The sequence below is a fragment of the Dokdonella sp. genome, assembly GCF_019634775.1.
GTDB lineage: Bacteria > Pseudomonadota > Gammaproteobacteria > Xanthomonadales > Rhodanobacteraceae > Dokdonella.
On sequence record NZ_JAHCAS010000003.1, the window covers coordinates 112,719 to 128,695 of the forward strand.

At 66.6% G+C, this 15,977-nt stretch carries 16 protein-coding genes; 11 read left to right on the forward strand and 5 right to left on the reverse strand.

Annotated elements, in window-relative coordinates:
• Positions 1–82 precede the first annotated feature (82 nt).
• From KF907_RS14335 to KF907_RS14350, 4 genes are all read left to right on the forward strand, one after another.
• On the forward strand, positions 83–2,179 hold the full coding sequence (locus tag KF907_RS14335) for an acyltransferase family protein (RefSeq protein ID WP_291221449.1): 2,097 nt from the start codon (positions 83–85) through the stop codon (positions 2,177–2,179).
• The gene (locus KF907_RS14340; protein ID WP_291221451.1) at positions 2,169–4,244 is read left to right on the forward strand and encodes an acyltransferase family protein; all 2,076 of its coding nucleotides are present in this window, start codon (positions 2,169–2,171) and stop codon (positions 4,242–4,244) included. Before KF907_RS14335 ends, KF907_RS14340 begins: the two co-directional genes overlap by 11 nt.
• Positions 4,245–4,420: 176 nt before the next feature.
• A complete protein-coding gene (locus KF907_RS14345; protein ID WP_291221452.1) occupies positions 4,421–5,338 on the forward strand; it encodes an aldo/keto reductase in 918 nt (305 codons plus the stop codon).
• Positions 5,339–5,348: 10 nt separating this feature from the next.
• Positions 5,349–6,653 (forward strand): NTP/NDP exchange transporter, encoded by a 1,305-nt coding sequence (locus KF907_RS14350; protein ID WP_291221453.1) that lies wholly within the window; start codon positions 5,349–5,351, stop codon positions 6,651–6,653.
• A gap of 129 nt (positions 6,654–6,782) precedes the next feature.
• Here the strand turns inward: KF907_RS14350 and KF907_RS14355 are convergent, their stop codons facing one another.
• Positions 6,783–7,196, reverse strand: coding sequence for an RNA-binding S4 domain-containing protein (locus tag KF907_RS14355; RefSeq protein ID WP_291221456.1), 414 nt, complete (start codon positions 7,194–7,196; stop codon positions 6,783–6,785).
• Complete coding sequence (locus KF907_RS14360) at positions 7,186–8,244, reverse strand: NADH:flavin oxidoreductase/NADH oxidase (RefSeq protein ID WP_291221458.1); 1,059 nt, start codon at positions 8,242–8,244, stop codon at positions 7,186–7,188. The genes KF907_RS14355 and KF907_RS14360 overlap by 11 nt, the downstream gene beginning before the upstream one ends.
• 137 nt (positions 8,245–8,381) lie before the next feature.
• Between KF907_RS14360 and KF907_RS14365 the strand changes: the two genes are divergently transcribed.
• The 3 genes from KF907_RS14365 to KF907_RS14375 all read left to right on the forward strand — a co-directional run bounded on the left by KF907_RS14365 (position 8,382) and on the right by KF907_RS14375 (position 10,908).
• Positions 8,382–9,071 carry a c-type cytochrome gene (locus KF907_RS14365; protein ID WP_291221460.1) on the forward strand — a complete coding sequence of 230 codons (690 nt, stop codon included), beginning with the start codon at positions 8,382–8,384 and terminating at the stop codon, positions 9,069–9,071.
• A complete protein-coding gene (locus KF907_RS14370; protein ID WP_291221462.1) occupies positions 9,068–10,342 on the forward strand; it encodes a c-type cytochrome in 1,275 nt (424 codons plus the stop codon). Before KF907_RS14365 ends, KF907_RS14370 begins: the two co-directional genes overlap by 4 nt.
• 266 nt (positions 10,343–10,608) lie before the next feature.
• Complete coding sequence (locus KF907_RS14375) at positions 10,609–10,908, forward strand: hypothetical protein (protein ID WP_291221464.1); 300 nt, start codon at positions 10,609–10,611, stop codon at positions 10,906–10,908.
• A gap of 121 nt (positions 10,909–11,029) precedes the next feature.
• Here the strand turns inward: KF907_RS14375 and KF907_RS14380 are convergent, their stop codons facing one another.
• Positions 11,030–11,239: a cold-shock protein gene (locus KF907_RS14380; protein ID WP_291221466.1), complete on the reverse strand. Its 210-nt coding sequence runs from the start codon at positions 11,237–11,239 to the stop codon at positions 11,030–11,032.
• Positions 11,240–11,474: 235 nt separating this feature from the next.
• A complete protein-coding gene (locus tag KF907_RS14385) occupies positions 11,475–11,810 on the reverse strand; it encodes a HesB/IscA family protein (protein ID WP_291221468.1) in 336 nt (111 codons plus the stop codon).
• Between the two features lie 165 nt (positions 11,811–11,975).
• On the opposite strand from KF907_RS14385, the gene asnS reads away from it, so the two are divergent.
• Genes asnS through KF907_RS14405 form a run of 4 tightly spaced genes read left to right on the forward strand, consistent with a single transcriptional unit; the run spans position 11,976 to position 14,839 of the window.
• The gene (asnS, locus tag KF907_RS14390; RefSeq protein ID WP_291221470.1) at positions 11,976–13,376 is read left to right on the forward strand and encodes an asparagine--tRNA ligase; all 1,401 of its coding nucleotides are present in this window, start codon (positions 11,976–11,978) and stop codon (positions 13,374–13,376) included.
• Positions 13,376–13,684, forward strand: coding sequence for a hypothetical protein (locus KF907_RS14395; RefSeq protein WP_291221472.1), 309 nt, complete (start codon positions 13,376–13,378; stop codon positions 13,682–13,684). The genes asnS and KF907_RS14395 overlap by 1 nt, the downstream gene beginning before the upstream one ends.
• Entirely contained in the window at positions 13,681–14,022 is a 342-nt protein-coding gene (locus KF907_RS14400) for a hypothetical protein (RefSeq protein WP_291221474.1), read from the forward strand. Before KF907_RS14395 ends, KF907_RS14400 begins: the two co-directional genes overlap by 4 nt.
• 31 nt (positions 14,023–14,053) lie before the next feature.
• Positions 14,054–14,839, forward strand: a complete 786-nt coding sequence (locus KF907_RS14405) for an SDR family oxidoreductase (RefSeq protein ID WP_291221476.1) — start codon at positions 14,054–14,056, stop codon at positions 14,837–14,839.
• Between the two features lie 329 nt (positions 14,840–15,168).
• Here KF907_RS14405 and KF907_RS14410 read toward each other — a convergent pair whose 3' ends face one another.
• Positions 15,169–15,966 carry a gamma-glutamyl-gamma-aminobutyrate hydrolase family protein gene (locus KF907_RS14410; RefSeq protein ID WP_291221478.1) on the reverse strand — a complete coding sequence of 266 codons (798 nt, stop codon included), beginning with the start codon at positions 15,964–15,966 and terminating at the stop codon, positions 15,169–15,171.
• Positions 15,967–15,977 lie beyond the last annotated feature (11 nt).

The window sequence follows — 15,977 nt, forward strand, 5'->3', positions numbered from 1 at the left end:
CTGACGAACTGGCGCAACGCATCGCCGGTTCCGCGACGCATCAATGCATCTCCAGCCGTTATCCGGCAAGCGATCGGTCGACATGAACGCACACCCAAGCCACGCATCCGCGCCGCACCCCTATTTCGCGTACATCGATGGACTGCGGGCCATCGCCGTGCTCGGCGTGATCGCCTACCACCTCGACAGCGGCTGGCTGCCCGGCGGCTTTGCCGGCGTCGATGTGTTCTTCGTCATCTCCGGCTTCGTGGTCAGCGCTTCCGTCGCCCGCTGGAACGGATCCGGCCTTGGCGGCTTTCTCGCCTACTTTTATGCGCGGCGCATCCGGCGCATCGTGCCCGCTCTCGTGTTTTGCCTGTTGAGCACAAGTCTGGCGTGCACCTTGTTCATTCCGTTCGCCTGGCTGAGTTCGGCGATCGAGACGACCGGCCGATACGCTTTCTTCGGTCTGAGCAATCTGTATCTGGCCAGCCACAACGAGAGCTATTTCTCGCCGACCGCCGAGTTCAACCCATACACCCACACATGGTCGCTGGGGGTGGAAGAGCAGTTCTACCTGCTGTTCCCGCTCCTGTTCTTCGCCTGGTTGCGCCTGGGGCACTGGCGTCGCTTCGCGGTCGTCCTGTTCGTGACCGCGGCACTGGCATCGCTTGCCGATGCCTGGATCCGTGGCCGGTCGGACCCGCCGGCCGCCTTCTACCTGATCACCTCGCGATTCTGGGAACTCGGCCTGGGTGTCCTCGTGTTCATGGCCGTCCATGGCACCGGCGCCTCCCGGGTACGGGAAGCCCGCTGGTACTGGCTCGTGCCTGCCGGCGCCTGGATCTCGCTCGCGCTGATCGCGCTGGCCCTGTTCATGTCACGGGAGCGCACCTTCCCGTTTCCGGGTGCCATGCTGCCAGTCATCGGCACGGCAGGCGCTCTCGCGATCCTGCAGTGGGCGCGCACCGACGCGGTGCCGGCGCGACTGCTCGCCAGTGCGCCCATGCGCTACGTCGGCACGCGCTCCTATTCGCTCTATCTCTGGCACTGGCCCGTGTTCGTGATCATGCGCTGGACCTGTGGGCTTGACGGGCCGGGCCCGACGACCGTGGCGCTCGTCGGCACATTCTGCATCGCCGAACTGTCTTACCGGCTCGTCGAGCAGCCTTTACGGCAGACACGCCGTCTGCACGCCATCCCCCGCATGGCGGTCGTGGCTTCCGGTATCGCCCTGGTCGTCGCCGCCTGGGCTGCGTCGGACCGCCTCATCGCGCTCAAGCCCAAGCTGTCGATGAGCACCGTGGCCCGGCATGCCACGGACTGGTACCCGCAACTGGTTCCGGTGATTCCGCAGCTTCCCGGCTGCCACCTCGTCGTAGGCACGGAAAGCGAGGGCGCGCGACACGCCCAGGTGTTTTCGCGCGGCGGTTGTGCCGAAACTCCAGGCGATCCGCGCCAGATCTTCGTCGTCGGCGACTCGCATGCCATGGCCTACAGCACCTTGTTGACCGAGCACGTCCTTCGCAGCGGCTCGACGGTGCGGCTCTATCCGAACATCGGCTGCACGTTTCTCAGCCTGCAGCCCGAACGTGAGCCTCCCGCATGCGTGGCGAACGGTCGCGAAGTGGTCGAGGACATCCTGTCGCGGGCCCGGCGTGGAGACATCCTGTTTCTCGCCGCCCTGCGACTGACCCGGCTGAGCACACAGTTCGCCATGGTCGACGAAGCGCAGGCCAGAGCGTCGATGCTCGGCGCGAACGCCCTGCAACGGCGCGCGCAGTCAGAAGAGGCCGCCATTGCGTTGCTCTCGGGCATTGCCGGCAACGGACTCGACATCCTGATCGATGCCCCCAAACCGGTGTTCCGCACACCGCCGTTCCGTTGCGCCGATGCGTTCAATGCCGGCAATCCGATCTGCGCCGCGGGCCTGCGGGAATCACGCAAGGACATGGAGGCGTATCGTGCGCCGGTGATGCGCAGCCTCGAACGAATCTCGACAGCGGTTCCGGCAGTACATGTGTGGGATCCCCTGCCCGAACTCTGTGGGGACGAATGGTGCGACTCCATGCGGGATGGCAAACCCGTGTTCTTCGATGGCGATCATCTGAGCGCCCATGGCAACAAGATCCTTTACCCGGCATTCGCGCAGGCGTTGCCGCTGCGCTCCGATGCGCCATCGGCGACGCATGCCGAGTGATCCCGCAGGGCGGACGACGGCACCCGGCGTACCGACGACGCCCCAGGAGCACGTTGCCCACATCGACGGCCTGCGTGCGCTTGCCGTCGTCGCGGTCATCGCCTACCACCTGCATGCACCCGCCATGGCCGGCGGACTGCATGGCGTCGACCTGTTCTTCGTGATCTCGGGTTTCGTCGTTGCCGCCTCGGCCCAACGCGGGGCGGTGGTGGATCTGCGTGGTTTCGCCGGACAGTTCTACCGCCGCCGCTTCCTGCGCATCGCACCGGCGCTGCTGACCTGTTTGCTCACCACCGCACTCGTCAGCATGCTCGTGGTCCCGTTGGCCTGGCTCAGTGACGCCAACGAGAAGACCGGCCTGTACGCCTTCTTCGGCCTGTCCAACCTGTTCCTCGCCTACCGGACCGACGGCTATTTCGCCCCGCGCGCCGAGTTCAATCCGTACCTGCATACCTGGTCGCTCGGCGTCGAGGAGCAGTTCTACCTGTTGTTCCCACTGCTGTTCTTCGCCTGGCTGCGCGGCGGGCGGTGGCGTCTGCTGTCCGTGGCAGCCTTCGCCGTCGTCTTCGCTGGTTCGCTCGCCGACGCCTGCTGGCGTTCGGCCCGCGATGCGAACGCGGCGTTCTATCTCACCACTTCACGTCTGTGGGAAATCGCAGCCGGCGTACTGCTCCATCAGGGCGCCAGGCGGCTGCGCTGGAAGCGAGGAGCGTGGGGCGCGTTTGCCGAAACGGGGGCCTGGCTGGCCTTGATCGCGCTCGTCGCGGTTTTGTGGTTGCCATCACGTGGCGTCGCCTCGATCGTCCCGCTCGTCGCGGCTGCAGTGGTGCTGCTGGTGACCCTGCATGGACGCGACGCGCAATCGCCCCTCGCACGCCTGCTCGGGTTGCCACCGCTGCTCGCACTCGGCCGTCGTTCGTACTCGCTGTATCTGTGGCATTGGCCGGTCTTCGTGCTGATGCGTTGGACGATCGGGCTCGAAGGACCGACGCGGATGGTCCTGGCCGTGCTGCTGACCGCCATGCTCGCCGAGGCCTCATGGCGATGGATCGAGCAACCATTGCGCCACTCGACGCCATTGCGACGTGCACCGGCATGGCGCGTCGTGGCAGGCGGCATCCTCGCCTTGTTCATGGCGGCGATCCTCGGCTACGGCGTGCGCAAATCGGCACCCTGGGCGTCGCTCAGCACGGTCACGCGCGATCGCATGGACTGGCAGGTGAGCGAACACGTCGGCTTGGCCGACGAGCCAGACTGCCGCCTGTCGATGCGTTCGCTCAACGATCCATCGCGTGGCGAGTATGCCGCCCGTGGATGCCAGGGGCGCACGCACGAAGGCCGCACATTGTTCGTGTTCGGTGATTCGCACGCGATGGCCTATACCGGCATGGTCACCGAATACGTCCTGCGCAACGGGGCCAAGGGCGTGCTCTATCGCAACCCGGGCTGCTCGTTCGCCTCGTTGCGCCCGGACGGCATGGGCGACGCCTGCCGCGGCCAGGCTGAACGCGTGCTCGCCGACATCACCGCTCGAGCGCGACGTGGCGACATCCTGCTGCTCGCCTCATTGCGTGTTCAGCGCCTGGGCGACCAGTGGGCACGTTTCGACGTTGGCATCGGCAGCGACCGCGACGATCCTGCGCGACGCGAAGTCGAAGCCGATCTCGTGCGCCGGCTCGCGCCGCTTGCCGCACGCGGCATCCATCTGGTCTTCGATGCACCGAAACCCGTGTTCCGTGCACCGGCGTTTCGCTGCAGCGATGCTTTCAACGTGATGAATCCCGTCTGCGCCGGCGGCCTTTCGATTTCCCGAGCCGATGTGGAGCGGCATCGCGCGGTGGCCCTCGCCAGCCTGGAGCGCGTGGCAGCCGCCCTGCCCGGCGCGGACATCTTCGATGCGACACCTCTGCTCTGCGATGTCGTTCTTTGCGAGGCCGTACGCGACGGTCGTCCGCTGTTTTTCGACGGCGACCACCTAAGCGGCCATGCCAACACGGTGCTCTATCCGGCCTTCGTCGCGCACCTCGAAGGCGGCGCGCGGGCGCACGACGACCGAACGCGGTAGCCGGAAAGCGGCTGCACCGGCACCACCCGGCGGCTGCCCGCGCGCGATCCGGGCATGCCTTTGGCAACTTCCCTGCGGCCATGCGCTCGTGCTTGCATGCGAACACGGCCGCCGCCGCACCCGCCAGCATCCCAGCGCCGAAGCCGTGCACTTCGTCTGCCCAGAGGAGAACTCCGATGTTGAACCGACGCCAGTTCCTCGCCACCGGCCTCACCGCCGCCGGCATCAGCCTGGTCGCCAGCCGCGGCCTGTTGGCCGCCTCGCCGTCGCCGATGCTGACCCGGCCGATCCCATCGACCGGCGAGCGCATTCCGGTCATCGGCGCCGGCACATCGGGCAGCTTCGAGGCCATACCCGGCAGCGGGAAATACGAGCAACTCAAGGACGTGCTCAAGGTGTTCTTCGAAGGCGGTGGCAGCGTGATCGACACCTCACCGAACTATTCCGGCGCCGACGAGGTGCTCGGCACCCTGCTCGCCGACGGCGGCTGGCGCGCGAAGACCTTCCTCGCCACCAAGATCGCCGCTGACTCACGCGCCGACGCCGAAGCGCAGTGGGCCGGGTCGCTGCGGCGTCTGCGTACCGACAAGGTCGAACTGCTGCAGGTTCACAACCTGCGCGAGTGGAAAACCCAGTTGCCGTATGCGCGCGAGCTCAAGGAGCAGGGCAAGACCCGCTACGTCGGCATCACCCACTACGTCGACCGTGGCCTGCCCGAACTCGAACAGCTCATGCGCAACGAGAAGCTCGACTTCATCCAGATCCACTACTCGGTGAACGCAGCGAACGCCGCGAAAACCGTGCTGCCGCTCGCCCAGGACAAGGGCATCGCCGTGCTGGTCAACCGCGCTTTCGATGACGGCAGGCTGTTCGCCAGGGTGAAGGAGCGTCCGCTGCCCGGCTGGGCGGCGGAAATCGGCGTGACTTCGTGGTCACAGATGTTCCTCAAGTTCGCGATCAGCCACCCGGCGGTCACCGCGGTCATTCCGGCGACCAGCAAGCCCGAGCGTCAGGCCGACCAGCTCAAGGCCGGGCATGGCCCATTGCTGAGTTCGGCCTGGCAGCGCGAACTCGTCGACACCTTCGCCTCCTGAGGTCTTGCCCATGCCGGCCGCGACGGCGTTCGCGCGTGCAATGTCGCGCCTGTTCGGCACCCGACCAGGCGAGGCGCCTGCGGTTGCCGCTGGTCTCGCCCTGTTCTTCCTCCTGTTCGCCGGTTACTTCATGCTGCGACCGGTGCGCGAGACGATGGGCATCGCCGGCGGCATCGACAAGCTGCAATGGCTGTTCACCGGAACCTTCCTCGCCACGCTCGCCGCAGTTCCGCTGTTCGGCTGGATCGCCTCGAAGGTCCCGCGACGCCGGATTCTGGCCTGGACCTATGGGTTCTTCACCCTGAACCTCCTTGCCTTCGCCGCGGGCCTCGCCCTGCGTCCGGGTGATCTCACCGTCGCACGCACGTTCTACATCTGGCTGTCGGTGTTCAACCTGCTGACGATCTCGCTGGCCTGGAGCACGCTTGCCGACGTCTTCGCGACCGCGCAGGCCAGGCGCCTGTTCGCGCTGATGGCCGGCGGCGCCAGCCTCGGCGGGCTCGTCGGCCCCGTGCTCGGCACCCTCCTGGTCGCTCCGCTCGGTCATGCCGGCCTGCTCGTGCTCTCAGCCATCTTCCTCGCCGCGGCCATCGCGGCGGCGGCAGTCATGCACCGTTGGCGCGACGGCCAGCCGGCCCCTGCACGAAGCGATGTCGACGCGGACCGTTCGCGTGCGCTCGGCGGCAATCCATTCGCCGGCGCAACCGCGGTGCTGCGTTCTCCGTACCTGCTCGGCATCGGCCTGTTCGTGATCCTGCTTGCCACGGCCAACACCTTTCTCTATTTCGAGCAGGCGCGCCTCGTCGCCGAAACCTTCCCGGATCGCACGCGCCAGACCCAGGTCTTCGGCATGATCGATGCGGTGGTCCAGACACTGGCGATCCTGACCCAGGCATTCCTGACCGGACACATCGCCCGCCGCCTCGGGGTTGGCGTGCTGCTCGTCGCCGTGCCGCTGGTTGTCGCCGGTGGCTTCCTCTGGCTGGCGCTGGCACCGGTGTTCGGCGTGTTCGTGGTGGTCATGGTGATTCGTCGCGCCGGCGAATACGCCCTCGCCCGCCCGGGTCGCGAGATGCTCTACACGGTCGTTCCGGCCGAGCAGAAGTACAAGGCGAAAAACTTCATCGACACCGTTTTCTACCGTGGGGGTGACGCGGTCAGCGCTTGGGCCAAGCACGGCCTCGCCCAGCTCGGTGAGCACCCCTCACTGGCCATGCTCATCGGCGCGATGCTTGCGCTGCTCTGGGCGGCAACCGGCGGCTGGCTGGCTCGGCACTATCGGCTACACGAGCGGCCACCGATAAATGTTAGTTAAAACAATGTGTTGAATGATTTTATTGATGTCATATCGAGGCCGTGCTTCCGCTTGGGATGTTCCGATCAATCGAGATTGATCGGAGCATTGCTTGGTCCAGAGCTGAAACGCCCGGCTTTCCACCATTCCCTATTCCCCATTCCCCGCTTCTTCCTTCAACGCACGCAACAGACGCCGGGCATGCTTGCCGGGCCGTGCGGGGGGATGGTCGAAGGCGGCACCAGTCAGCCGGTGCCGTTCCGCAATCTGCGCGCGCGCGGCGAGGCTGGCGGCGGTTTCGACGTATAGCGTGCGCGCCACCGGCGCCGGCCCGCGCTGTTCCGACAGTGCAGCGACATGCACGATGTAGCGCTCGTCACCGCGCCGGATCGCCAGTTCGTCGCCGACATGGATCGCCTTCGCCGGCTTCGCGCCGGCGCCATTGACGTCGACCTTGCCGCCGTCGATGGCCTGGCGCGCAAGGCTGCGCGTCTTGAAGAACCGCGCCGCCCACAACCAGATGTCAAGGCGAACGCTGCCCGTGGTTTCGCGCTCACCACGCACGCGCGTACTGCTCCGGCACGGCAATGTCCGCACCCAGTTCGCGTGCCGCACGCCGCGGCCAATACGGGTCGCGCAGCAACTCGCGGCCGAGCAGGACGAGGTCGGCCTCACCGCGGGCAAGGATCGCCTCGGCCTGCGCAGGCTCGGTGATCAGGCCGACCGCGCCGGTGGCGATGCCGGCTTCGGCACGAATACGTGCCGCGAACGGCACCTGATACCCGGGAGCGACCCGCAATTGCTGATGTGTGACCAGCCCACCACTCGACACATCGACCAGGTCGACGCCTTCGCCGGCGAGCACCCGCGAGAGCGCGATGCTCTGCTCGAGGTCCCAGCCACCATCGGCCCAGTCGGTGGCCGACAGGCGCACGAACAAGGGCAGGCGTTCCGGCCATACCGCGCGTACCGCTGCAACGACCGCGCGGGTCAGGCGGATGCGATTGTCGAACGTGCCGCCAAAGGCATCCTCGCGCCGGTTGGTCAGCGGCGACAGGAATTCGTGCAGCAGGTAACCGTGTGCGGCATGTACTTCGAGCAGTTCGAAACCGGCATCGAGCGCACGCTGCGCAGCATCGGCAAAGGCCCGCACGATCGCTTCGATGCCGGCCTCGTCGAGCGCCATCGGTGCTGGCTCACCCTGTGCGTAGGCGAGCGCCGACGGTGCCACCGGCATCCAGCCACCGGCACCGGCTTCGAGGCGCGCGCCGCCCCGCCAGGGCACGTCGACACTGGCCTTGCGTCCGGCATGCGCAAGCTGGATGCCGGCGACCGCGCCCTGTTCGTGGATGAAACGCGAGATCGGCAGCCAGGCTTCCACGTGCGCGTCGTTCCACAGGCCGGTGTCGGCCGGCGAGATGCGCCCGCGCGCTTCGATCGCCGTGGCCTCGGCGATGACGAGGGCGGCGCCGCCAACCGCACGCGAGCCGAGATGGACCAGATGCCACGATTGCGGCACGCCATCGACGGCTGAGTATTCGCACATCGGCGAAACCGCAATGCGATTGCGCAGGGTGATGCCGCGAAGGCGCAGCGGTTCGAACAGGCTCATGGGCGGGCTCCTTGCTCAGTGGGCGCGTACATGAGGTCGGCATCATCAGCCGGCAAGGCTTGCCGGGGCACATCGCCATCGAACTGTTCGCCGCCACGCATCCGCCTTATCCTGCCCGCATGATTCGATTCCCCTGGATGCACCTCGCCGCCTGCCTCGCCAGCGCCACGGCGATGGCCAGCGAACCGGCACCTCCCGACCTGCACGAACGCCTCGCCGCCTGTGCCGCCTGCCACGGCGACCAAGGCCAGGGCATGACCGGCAACGAGTACTACCCGCACCTGGCCGGCAAGCCGGCAGGCTACCTGTTGGCGCAGTTGCGGGCATTCCGCGATGGACGACGGGCATACGCGTCGATGAATTGGCTGATGCGCAACATGGACGACGCCTACCTCGCGCGCATCGCCGAGCACTACGCACGACTGCCGCCACGCTCGTCAGCGATCCCCATGCCGATCAGCGACGCCGACGCGACCCGCGCACGCCGGCTCGTCGAGAATGGTGATCCGGTACGCGGCGTTCCGGCGTGCACGGCCTGCCATGGCGAGAACCTTGCCGGCCAGGAACCAGGCATCCCGGCCCTGATCGGACTTCCACCCGACTACATCGTCGCCCAACTCGGCGCCTGGCGGACCGGCGCGCGCCATGCGACCGCACCGGACTGCATGGCCAATGTGGCCAAGGCGCTTGATCCGCGCGATCTGCGCCGCCTCGGCGACTGGCTGGCCACACGCGGTGCCGACCATTCGATTGCCGCAGCCCCAGCCGGAAGCTTCGATCTGCCGATTGCCTGCGGCTCGATGCCGGTTGCCGGGGGCTCGCGATGATCCGTCGCCTGTTCGTGGTCATGGCTGCCCTGTTGCTGCCTCTGATACTTGCCCTTGTCGCCGCAATCGCCGTCCTGCTGCCGCGTCAGGGTGGACTCGCGCCATTCCGGGTGCCCATGACCGGGTCGATTCCGGCGAGTTCGCCCGCCCTGATCGAACACGGCCGCTATCTCGCCACCGTCGGCAACTGCGCGGGCTGCCACACTGCACCCGACGGTGAATCACTGGCTGGGGGGCGCGCGTTCAACACGCGCTACGGCGTCGTCTACAGCAGCAACATCACGCCGGATCCGGAGCACGGAATCGGCGACTGGTCCAGCGAGGAATTCCGTCACGCCATGCGCCACGGCATCAGCCGCAACGGCGTACTGTCGCCGGCGTTCCCGTACACGAGTTTCCGGCGCCTGGATGACGGCGATCTCGATGCCCTGCTCGCCTGGCTGCGCAGCAGGCCGCCGTCCACGGCGGCACGACGTCCGCCGGTCTATGCATTCCCGGCCAACCTGCCGGGCGCAATGATTGCGTGGCGCCTGATTTACCTGCGCCGCGCACCGGAAATGCACTGGAGCGACGCACACGTGGCGCGTGGCGCGTATCTGGTCGAAGGCATCGGCCATTGCGCTGTCTGCCACGGCTCACGCGGCACCTTCGCGTCCCAATCCACCGGCCCGCAGTTGTGGGGCGCGCGCAATGCGGGCTGGTTCGCCCCGGCTCTGCACGGCACGGCGCTGGCACGTTTTGCCGACGGCGACCTCGCCCGCTACCTGAAGGGCGGCGCACCGGATGCCATCGCGAGCTACGGGTTGATGGCCAACGTGATCGCCGGCAACCTGCAATACCTCACGGATGACGACGCAGGTGCGATCGAAGCCTATCTGCGCCTGCTTCCCGCACCACCAGCCGAACCCGAGCCGCCGATGCGCGTGCGCGCCAATGATGAATCACTGGCCCTCGGCAGAAAGGTGTATGCCGAGCGCTGCGCGGACTGCCATGGCGAGCGCGGTGAAGGGGTCGCCGGCAAGTATCCGCCGCTGCAGGGCTCGAGCGCGATCGCCGCGCCGGATCCGGTCAACCTGGTGAAACTCGTCGCACTCGGCGCCATCGCCCCGAGCACGCCCACCCATCCGATGCCCTACACCATGCCGCCCTTCGCCCATTCGTTGAGCGCGCGGGACATCGCCGGCGTCGTCAACTTCCTGCGCGCACAGGAAAACCGCGACGCCGTGCCGGTGTCGGAGGAGGATGTGGGCGTTATGGGCGGGGTCGAGTAGGCGGTTTGATTCAGGTTTTCGGAACCCTGGAGGCTCCATGCGAATGACCTCACGCATCCTTTCGTTCGATGGAACCACATTCCGCTCGGAACCCGTCGGTTCGATGTACAAGGGATGCTCTGATCAATCCCGTTCGGGATTGGTCAGAGCATCCCAAGGAAGCGGCAGTCGAGTCTTCATGCGAGCGCCTCAAGCAGAATGAATCCATCGATTCAAACCGACGCCGCCCAGCAATACGGTTCGACCCGAATATCGGGCAAGCCAGGATGAACCCCGTCATCGAGCTCAACCTTTCGCTGATCCTGCTGCTGCCGTGGTATCTGGTGCTCGGCTGGCTCTACTGGCGCGTGACCGCGCGGGGCCGCGGTGCACGACGGAGCGCGCTGGCGCTTGGCGTGCTGGCTGCCGCCATCGCGGCGGCGACATGGGCCGGCGCCTGGGCGTTCGCTCATGCCGACCCGGCGGCCGCTGCGATCTGGAAGCAGGTGCTCGCTTCGGCGCTCGGCTATGGCGCGTTCCTTGGCGTGCTTGCGATCGGTTTCCTGGTCACACGTCTGAAGCGGTGACGCCGCCTTCATCGGACAATCCCCTCGTGTCGGAGGATGATTCGGCAGCGTCGGAAAGCCGCAAACGAAAAGGCCGCGGCTTGCGCCGCGGCCCCGGGTGTTTTCGCGAGCCGGATCGGGATCAGGCCGAGGTGACGTCTTCGGCCTGCAGGCCCTTCTGTCCCTGAACGACCTTGAAACTGACCTTCTGCCCTTCCTGCAGCGTGCGGAATCCCGTGCCGTTGATGGCGCGGAAATGCACGAAGACATCGGGGCCGCCCTCGCGGCTGATGAAGCCGAAACCCTTGCTCTCGTTGAACCACTTGACGGTGCCGACCTGACGATCCGACATTGAAACTCTCCGCAACTTGACTTGATACGCCCATACCCCGTGAAGGGCCTCCCAGTGCCATGCGTGCGTCGGAAGGGGGGCGAGCAAGCGGATCGCAATGGATCGTCCGGCATCGGCCCACGACCGCAACGACCGCGCAGGCATGACGGCCGCGAGTCTATATCAAAAAAATCAACCTTGCGACAGGGCCGAAAGTACCGGATTGCGGAGGTGCGTCAACCGATCCCGTGGCGACTCAGACAGCCGGTTCGACCGTGAAACTCTCGCCACAACCGCACTCGCCGGTCGCGTTCGGGTTGTGGAACACGAAGGCGGCGTTGAGGCCCTGGCGGCGGAAGTCGATCTCGGTACCGTCGACGAACGGCAGGGCCTTGGCGTCGACAAGCACACGCACGCCGTCCTGGTCGAATACGGTGTCGTTGTCGGCGACGCGGTCGGCGACGTCGACGGTGTAGGCGAAACCCGAGCAGCCGGTGCGCTTGATGCCGAAACGGACGCCCACGGCATCGGGCGCGCGGGCGAGAAAGTCCTGCATGCGCTTGAGGGCAGCGGCGGTGAGCTGGATGGCCATGGGGCGGTTCCCGGGATGACAGGGCGATGTTACATCGTAGCCAGCCGAGATCGTGGCGGCGTGCGCGGATTCAAGCCATCCGCACGCGTGGCGCGCGGCGCTTCCGCTATCATGTGCGGCTCCGCGCAACCATCCCGCTCCACATCGTCCCTGGAGTCCTCCCGCATGTCCGTCGTCAGTGTCAAACAGGCCCTTTCCGGCAGCATCGCCGCCGGCTCCCGCATTCGCGTGCGCGGTTGGGTGCGCACGCGCCGCGATTCAAAAGCCGGCCTGTCCTTCGTCAACGTCAGCGACGGCTCGTGCTTCGACGCGATCCAGGTGGTCGCCCCGGAATCGCTGCCGAACTACGCGAGCGAGGTGCTGCACCTGAGCGCCGGCTGCTCGGTCATCGCCGAGGGCGAACTGGTGCCTTCACAGGGCAAGGGCCAGGGCTTCGAACTGGCCGCCACGCACATCGAGGTGGTCGGCTTCGTCGACGATCCGGAAACCTACCCGATCCAGCCGAAGCCGCATTCGCTCGAGTTCCTGCGCGAAGTCGCACACCTGCGTCCTCGCACGAACCTGTTCGGCGCGGTCACGCGTGTGCGCCATACGCTCGCCGCTGCCGTGCACCGGTTCTTCCACGAACACGGTTACTACTGGGTCAATACCCCGATCATCACGACCTCGGACGCCGAAGGGGCCGGACAGATGTTCCGCGTCTCCACGCTGGACCTCATGAACCTGCCGCGCACCGACAAGGGCGGTATCGACTACCGCAAGGATTTCTTCGGCAAGGAAGCGTTCCTGACCGTCTCCGGCCAGCTCAATGTCGAGGCCTATTGCCTGGCCCTGAGCAAGGTCTACACCTTCGGCCCGACCTTCCGCGCCGAGAACTCGCATACCGCGCGTCACCTCGCCGAGTTCTGGATGATCGAGCCGGAGATCGCCTTCGCCGATCTCGACGAGGATGCGCGCGTGGCCGAGGCACTGCTCAAGTACGTGTTCAAGGCCGTGCTCGACGAGCGTGCCGACGACATGGCCTTCTTCGCCGAGCGCGTCGAGAAAACCGCGATCTCTCGCCTCGAAAACCTGGTCGATGCGCCATTCGAGCGCGTCGACTACACCGATGCGGTCGAGATCCTGAAGAAGTCGGGCAGGAAGTTCGAGTACGCGGTGGATTGGGGTGCCGACCTGCAGACCGAACATGAGCGCTTCCTCACCGAGGAACACATCGGTCGCCCGGTCGTGGTGACGAATTACCCGGAGAAGATCAAGGCGTTCTACATGCGCCTCAACGACGATGGCCGCACGGTCGCCGCGATGGACGTGCTCGCGCCGGGCATCGGCGAGATCATCGGCGGCTCGCAGCGCGAGGAACGCCTCGACGTGCTCGATGCGCGCATGCAGCAGTTCGGCCTCGATCCCGTCCACTACGGCTGGTACCGCGATTTCCGCCGTTACGGCACGGTGCCGCATGCCGGCTTCGGGCTCGGCTTCGAGCGCCTGGTCGTCTACGTCTGTGGCCTGGCCAACATCCGCGACGCGATTCCCTACCCGCGCGCGCCCGGACAGGCCGAGTTCTGATGCTCGCCACGCGCGAATTCCTGCTCGTCATGGGCCTTGGCTTCATCGTCGCCGGGCTTTCGACCTACATCATGACCTGGGTGCTGGTGACCGTGCACCTGCGCGACAAGCACCCGGCCGAGCGCGCACGCATCGGCGCCTTCCTGTTCACGCCGCGCGCCTTCGGCTGGTACCTGTGGCGGCGCTACCGCCGGCTCGGCGACCGTCTGCTCGACGGCATCGCACGCATGGGTTTCGCCGGCGCCTGGGGCATCGTTTTCGGCGCCGCCGCCACCTTCGTTTCCAACGCGCTCGGATGGCTTCCATGAGCGACGAAACCCTTTCCGCCGACGACGAAGCGGGTGCCGTCATCGAAACGCAATGGTGGTGTGTCGCCGTTGGCGACCTGCTGGTTTGGGCGCGCCTGCAGGTGTTCGGGTCGGGGCTGGCCGAGGTGCTCGATTCGAGTGGCGGCTACCTGCGCTATGACGATGCGACAGCCGCGCGCATGGCCCTGCTGGACGCCGAGTTCCGCGCATTCGACGGCCTCGACGAGGACGATGCTGCCGCCTTCGGCTTCGACCTAGGCAGCGTCGAGCCGCCCCGTGCCGGCAGCGACGAAGACCTGCTGCCGTTGATGACACTCAAGCTGTTGCGCCTGCAGTAGGCTGCATCGGCCACTACCCGAGGACTGCACGATGGATCTCGACCTGACCGGCAAGCATGCCCTCGTGCTCGGCGCCTCGCAGGGCATCGGCCGTGCCGCCGCGCATGAACTGGCCACGCTCGGCGCCGATGTCACCGTGCTCGCACGCTCGAATGACGCGCTCGAAGCCATCGTCGCGGCATTGCCACGACGCAGCGGGCAGAACCACGGCTTCGTTGCGGCCGACATGAACGAGCACGCGGCGCTGCGCGCCCGTGTCGAGGCGTTGGTCAACGTCACGCCGGTGCAGATCCTGGTAAACAATACGGGCGGCCCACCCGGCGGGCCGGCGCACACGGCCACGCTCGATGAGTTCCGCATCGCCTTCAATCAGCACCTGATGGCTGCACAGATCGTCGTGCAGGCCATCCTGCCCGGCATGCGCGCAGCGGGCTACGGACGCATCATCAACGTGATCTCGACTTCGGTGAAGGAACCGATCCGCAACCTCGGCGTGTCGAACTCGATCCGCGGTGCGGTGGCCAGCTGGGCGAAGACGCTGGCCGGCGAACTCGGCCCGGCCGGGATCACCGTCAACAACGTTCTGCCCGGCTACACGAAGACCCAACGGCTCGAACAGATCCTTGCCGACCGCGCGCAGGCGAGTGGCGAGAGCAAGGAGACCGTCAGCGCACGCATGCTCGCCAGTGTTCCGCTCGATCGATTCGCCGAGCCCCACGAAGTCGCTGCCGCAATCGCCTTCCTCGCCTCCCCCGCAGCGGCTTATGTCAATGGCATCAACCTGCCCGTCGATGGGGGGCGGACGTTGTCGCTTTGACCGCGCGCTTGCGCGAATCGCAGGCAAGGGATGCTCTGATCGATCCCGCAATGGCGTCATCACATCCACAAGATTCGCAGCGGGGTGGGCGTGGCGAAGTGCAGGCTGGTTGCCTGGGCGAGCCGCGCCCGCACAGGACGGTGACGCCGTCGCGGGATTGATCAGAGCATCCCAAAGGGTCCAAACACCCGCCGCACCACCGCCAACGATGCCGGCATGCGCCGCACATGCCGTGGATCGCCACACGCGACGCTGACACCGTTGAGGGATGGTTGGGAGCGCCCCGGACTTCGCGCGAGCGACGAAAGTCGCCCATGCATCGACGCAGATCACCCGCGGTTCGCACGCCGTGCCCGCGCGGCATCCAGAAACGCCCGCATCAGCGGATCGGCTGCCAGCAAGCCGGGGTCACGGCCGTCGTGGAATTCAGGGTGCCATTGCACGCCGACGATGAAACCCGCGCCCTCGCCACGGATAGCCTCGATCACGCCATCATCGGACCAGGCATCGACACGCAGACCTGCACCGAGGCGCTTGATGCCCTGGTGGTGGATCGAGTTGACGCGCGCGGCACGGATCCCAGGATGGACCGCCGCCAGCAGGCCGTCTTCGGCGAAGCGCAGGCCATGGCCGTGCTCGTCGTAGGCCTCGGCCTGCACGTGCCGTTCACGGGTGGCACCATCGGCGCACAGATCCTGATACAGGGTTCCACCGAAGGCGACATTGATGAGCTGGTGGCCGCGGCAAATGCCGAACACCGGCTTGCCGGCGCCGGCAAAGCCGCGCACGAGCTCGAGTTCGAAACGGTCGCGCACGGCATCGATTGCGCCGAGCGTGTGCGTCGGCTCCTCGCCATAGCTGCGTGGATCGATGTCGGCACCCCCCTGCAGGATCAGGCCATCGAGCGAGGCGACGATGTCATGCATGTCGATGTGGGCAGGCCGGATGAGGCTCTCGCGCTCGACCGTCGGCAGCATGACCACCATGGCCCCAAGCGACATCACCCAATGCGCGACCGATTGCTCCAGGTACTGCAGGGTCTTGCCACGGAAGCCGAGTTCGGTCGGCACCTGACGCAGGATGCGCGGCGACACGCCGATCAACAGTTTCGAAGTCTCGTCGCTCATGGGTTCAGGAT